General features: G+C 56.0%; 3 protein-coding genes. 2 read left to right on the top strand and 1 reads right to left on the bottom strand.

Translation table 11 applies throughout. The annotated features are described in order from the left end of the window. Window positions 1-306 precede the first annotated feature (306 nt). Together AC221Y_RS19640 and AC221Y_RS19635 are read left to right on the top strand one after the other, a co-directional pair. Window positions 307-2,082 carry an SLC13 family permease gene (locus tag AC221Y_RS19640; RefSeq protein ID WP_299752459.1) on the top strand — a complete coding sequence of 592 codons (1,776 nt, stop codon included), beginning with the start codon at window positions 307-309 and terminating at the stop codon, window positions 2,080-2,082. Between the two features lie 161 nt (window positions 2,083-2,243). Then, the gene (locus AC221Y_RS19635) at window positions 2,244-3,830 is read left to right on the top strand and encodes a winged helix-turn-helix domain-containing protein (RefSeq protein WP_486708113.1); all 1,587 of its coding nucleotides are present in this window, start codon (window positions 2,244-2,246) and stop codon (window positions 3,828-3,830) included. 234 nt (window positions 3,831-4,064) lie between these two features. Here the strand turns inward: AC221Y_RS19635 and AC221Y_RS19630 are convergent, their stop codons facing one another. Continuing rightward, window positions 4,065-5,306, bottom strand: coding sequence for a ShlB/FhaC/HecB family hemolysin secretion/activation protein (locus tag AC221Y_RS19630; RefSeq protein ID WP_486708112.1), 1,242 nt, complete (start codon window positions 5,304-5,306; stop codon window positions 4,065-4,067). Window positions 5,307-5,500: the final 194 nt, after the last annotated feature.

Here is a 5,500-nt window from a genome sequence, read left to right as displayed (position 1 = left end):
TCCAGATCACCGCGCGGGCAATCCTGTGCGGCGGCGGGGCCAGCCAGAGTAACGACAAACGCAAACGCGGCGCCTGACAAAAGTGTATTCATTATTTTCATTATTAGTCCTCCCTGACCGCACGCTAACGGGGAGTCGCCGGGACAGAAAGCAGTTTTTTTTGGCGTCCTTGCAAACCCATGTTTTGGCATGCGGCGATTTGGGGCCCGGTTCGCAGCTGCCGGAGATCGCTTGCTATAAAAAAGGCGGTATATGGACCGGAGATTTCCCTACCTTTGCTGCGACGCGCGTGATTTATGTTTGTTCATGCCAAGTGATCAAACACTTATCTTCGGAATTTTCGCAGTGCTGTTCGTCCTGCTGGTGTGGGGGCGTATTCGCTATGATCTTGTGGCGTTTGGAGCGCTTGTATTGGCGGCTGCATTGGGATTGGTGCCATCCGACAAGGTTTTTTCCGGGTTCGGGCATTCCGCCGTTGCGATCATCGCGCTTGTTTTGATTGTCTCGCGCGGACTGGTCGGATCGGGCGCGATCGAGAAACTGGCGTCGCGTTTGCTGGATGCCGAGCGCCCCCTTCCGTTTCACATTGCGATCATTGCGATTGTCGGCGCGGGCCTGTCTGCGATTATCAATAATGTGGCCGCATTGGCGATCTTGATGCCGCTTGATGTGGAAACTGCTGCGAAAGCGAAACGAGCTGTCAGTCAGACTTTGATGCCGCTTTCCTTCGCGACGATTTTGGGTGGCATGATCACTTTGATCGGGACACCGCCCAATATAGTTATTTCCGTATATCGACAGGACGCGCTTGGTGCGCCGTTTGGCATGTTTGATTTCGCCCCGGTGGGGCTCGCGGTCGCCATCGTTGGGATCACGTTCGTTTCGCTTATAGGCTGGAGATTTCTGCCGAAACGGGAAGGTGCGCATGAGCAGGAAGCGGAGTTCGCCAAGGGGCGCTACATCGCAGAGCTTCTTGTTGGTGAGAAAACGCTCGCAGAAGGCATAACTGTCGGCGATCTTTATCCGCTTGCGGAAGAGCATGACCTGCACATTCTAGGACTTGTCAGACGCGGCAAAAGGCTGCCGGGATTTGCTGCGCGTCAGGATATACGCGCTGGGGACTTTGTCGTCGTTGAGGGAGAGCCCAAATCCATCGAAGTTTTCATGGGCAAGGGCGCTCTGGAGTTCTCGGGTTCTGAGAAGCATTCTGGCGGCGTTACCTCTGGTGGCCTGACGTTAACGGAAGCTATTGTCCCGGACGGCGCGCGCATTGCCGGACGCACGGCGCGCGGACTGAAGCTTCTACATCTGCATTCGGTTACGCTTTTGGGCGTGTCGCGGAACGGAAAGCGGTTCCGCGATCGGGTCCGGCTTTTGACAGTCAAACCCGGAGACGTACTTTTGCTACTGGGAACGCCGGAACGCAACGCCGCTGCGGCCTCCTGGCTTGGTGTGCTTCCGATTGAAGGACGTGCGACGCAGGTCGTTCAGCGATCCAAGGCGGGTCTTTCCGTCGGGATTTTTCTGGCGGCGATAGGCGTTGCCGTGTTGGGCTGGAGTTCCCTGCCGGTCGCGCTTGCGGCTGCGGTCATTGGGTTCATTGCGGTCGGGCTTGTGTCGGGCCGCGAGGTTTATGACTCGATCGAATGGAAGGTCATTGTGCTGTTGGCGAGCCTCATCCCGCTTGCCGCGGCTTTCGAGGAGTCGGGCGGCGCTGAACTTATTGCGTTTCAAATTCTTTCGGTTACTGCAGGGTTCCCGGCTTGGGTTTCGCTTTTGGTTTTGATGGTCGTCACAATGACGCTTTCCGATTTCCTCAACAACGTTGCGACAACGCTAATCGCGGCGCCGATTGCTATCGGGTTGTCGACGGCAACGGGCACCAATCCAGATGCCTGGCTTATGGCGGTAGCAGTTGCGGCGTCTTGCGCGTTTCTCACGCCGATCGGGCACAAGAACAATACAATCATCCTTGGTCCCGGAGGCTATCGCTTTGGGGACTATTGGCGCATGGGATTGCCTCTTGAGGTGCTTGTCGTCGCGGTTGCGATGCCTGCAATCCTGATCTTTTGGCCGCTTTAGCGTTATTTTCTACAACTTGGTTGGCTTAGGGGGCGAAGAACCGGCAGTGTCAGGCGCGCCATATGCCGCACTGATTTACCGATGGTTTGTGTGTGTGTGAACCAATTGAATTATCTCGATTAAATGCTAGAACCGGGTTTCAAATTGCAATGAAGAAATAGATGAACTCTGATCCAAAAAACTCGGATGTCCGCTTTAACCAAGATTTTTCGCAGGCGGATTGCCCTGATGGGTCTTTCATTGCATTCACGCGATCTGAATCGCGGGCGATTGGTGCTTTGGCTGAGCGCGCGGGGCGTTTGCTGACGCGCAACCAATTGCTTGATGCGGTGAGTGAGACGGGTTCGGAGAAGAACGACCGCAATATTGATTTTCTGATCAATCGGATCCGCCGCAAACTTGGCGACAACCCGAAAGAGCCGCGTTTTATCGCGACACGCTACGGTGAGGGATACGTTTGGGTTGCGAAAACTGGCCCGGTTGCGCGGGACCCTGGCGATGTTTTTCTGATTGTTGGCCCGGTGCAAGGCGCAAATTTGCTTTCGGATGCCCCTGGTTTTGATCAGGTGGTGGCCGAACACTTTGCCAAACAGCTTCGCGGGCTGCTGGGGCCTGATCAAAACGTGGTGGTTAAGGCCGACTTTGGGCTGGACAGCGGATCGGCAGTGGCCGGTCACTCGTTGGCCGTCCATCTTACCTTTTTTCGCGATGGTGGGAAAATGGAATGCGTGGTGAGTGCGAAATCCGCGCATTCTAATCGTATTCTCTATGTCACTCGATTTGATATTGCGCCGTTTGTGCGCAACGGGGCTGCCTTACAGGCTTATGCCGCGCGGATCGCGCCTTTATTACTTGCAAAAGCGTGGCAGGCGGACACAGAAACCGGGACAGACCATGTGCCTTTGCCCGTCGCCATGCACGAGGCTGGAAACAAGGCTGACAACGCTCAAATATCGTGGCCGCAAAACGATTTGCGCCTTCGGACTTTGCGTGCAGAACATCCCGACGATCCCTCGATTATGCTTATGTATGCAACGCACCTTCACACCAAATACGTCACGCGTGGACGCGACCTGTTCTACAAAGGGGAAGACAGTTGCGCGGTGGACGAAGCCGAGATCGAGAAGTTGGTGCTTGGTTCCCTGGATTATGCGCAATCGCGTCCCGAGTTGGCCATAATAGCCGCGAAACTTTTGTACTTTGTTGACCGCGGATACAAAAGTCTGGCTTTGCAGCTGGCGTCTGACGCTTTGCCGAAGTGTCGGTCAGTCGCGTCGTCCCTATCGATCGTGGGTCAGTTGCGTGGGTTTGTAGGAGATACAGACGCGGCGATCGAAAGCCTTACTCAGGCGAAACACCTGAGCATCAAAGGATCCCAGCACCATATTTATGTTCTGGTATTGCTCTGCCAGGCCTTGATGGCTGCCGGTCGACGCCGCGAATTGGCAGCAGTGCGGAGCGAACTTTACAAGGCGAGCCCCCTTGCTGCGGTGTTTTTTGAGCCGTTGTTTTCGGATCCGGTGAGCCCGTCGCTGCGTGCCCGAGGTGTCGCACTTGTTTTAAGTCGCCCGCGCGCTGTCGCTGTTTTGAAACATCTGCACTATGTGTCTGCCCGTCTCTATGAGCAGCCCGAGCACTCTGAAAATACGCTTCGCACTCCGATAAACCTGTTTGTGCGCCGCTTCGGTTCGGACGTGGTGCCAAATGAGATCAAAGCCTCGATCTCCGGACTATTTGAAAAGACGTGATCCGCAATCCGTTTTGGTTTCGAAAAAACAAACAATTCAAACATTCCTGCAACATTTGCATGCGAGCCATTTAGGTGGCGGCGCATTGAAGAGCAGGGCCATCGCATATTCGGACTGTCTTAGTCTTCCATTCTCCCATGATTGGTGAATGTGTGCCGGACCTGTTCGTCACTGCGCCGCCTTTTCATACGCTGGAAGCCGGCGCTCTTCCGGCGAACGGAAAGCAGGAGCTGGTTAGAACCGATACCCTGCGCGAACCCAGAACCGGGTACGTTCCTGCGGTGCCACGCCAGTGGGTTTGTCGAAGATATGCGTCAGGACGGCCTCGCCGACAAAATTGCCTTGGATGGTTCGCACGCCCAAGGACCCGCTTGACCATTGGTCGGTGCGCGACGGCACCACATCGTTTGCATTGTTCCAAAACCGCCCGACGTCGACGCCAAGATAGGCCTGTGTGAACAGAAAGCCGGTATCAGTGCGTTCCGGGGCTTGCAGGTTATAGGCCATCTCGACCCGTGTGCCGATGCATTGGTCGCCAAGGACATAAGTCTGATCAAAGCCTCGGGCATAGGAGTTTGTGCCATAGCCGCAGCGTTGCGAGACCGGGAGGCTGTCCGTGCTCCATTGTCCGATGATGCCAGCGTTGGCGACCCACATTTCGGACAAGGGAATAGAGGTTTCCGCGCTGAAGGATGCGCGTAAATACTCGGATGTTGCGCCCGGAGTCGAGGCCTGGCCATTGGAAGTCTCGGACGCGCCCAACGCATCCAAACCGACTGTGACGGCGGCTGCGAAACGACGCTGAAACAGATTTGGCAGGCCCTGTTGGTATAGGGTCGAAACACGCAAAAGGCGCAGGTCTTCGTCAATCACCTGCGTCCCAAACGCTGTGCCCGTGGCGCGCCGTGCTATGACTTCGGCGGTCGACGTAAGTTTCGCGTCGTTTTCCCTTTCGGCGGTATGGCGTATACCAACCGCACCGATAGAAAGCGTCCCCGATACATCGAACGCAAGATTGGCTTCGGTGCCAAGCGCGATGTTGGCATACGAGAGGTAGGCGATCCCTTCGGTGCGCGTACCAAGAGCCGGGAAGCGATAACCGATGCCGCCTGCGCGCAATTCCAGGCTGTCCTCGGCGGACGGACCCGCGATGACGCCAACGACATCAAGCTGGTCGCCGCTAAAAGCCATGTCAGGCTGGACATAACCTAGGCCCAGAATATTTGGGCCTATGTCTTCTGAGCCATATGTATCAAAAGTGAGAAAGGCCGTCGGTGCGTCCAGCTTGCGGATGCCTGACGTCGATCCCCGATCCACGCCCGCGGCCGGGTCGGTCACGTTGGATGCAAAGAACGACTGCGCGCTTGCAGGCAGTCCCGATGACAGAAGAAGTATGACAAAAGCAGTTGCGGTGCCCCTTTGGCCATTGGCCTCTAGGGCACCCGACAAGAGCCGAGTAACATCGAAGTATTTCATAAAGTTAAGTATCCCCGTTCGCAGCGGCTAGCTTGCGTCATTGCTGGTGTCTGGACAAGCTCAATGCGTCGCGATGCCGCCGTCTTAAGTGCATCGCGCAGAACTCACACAGGCAGCGGTCTAAGATATTCGTGGACGCGGTGAGGGGCGGGAACCGTTTGCGGAGTATGTCGAGTCACGCGGTCTATGGTCGG

Source organism: Boseongicola sp. (genome assembly GCF_057460485.1).
The sequence above is the reverse complement of the archived record's forward strand: the minus strand, read 5'-3'. Positions and strand labels throughout refer to the sequence as shown.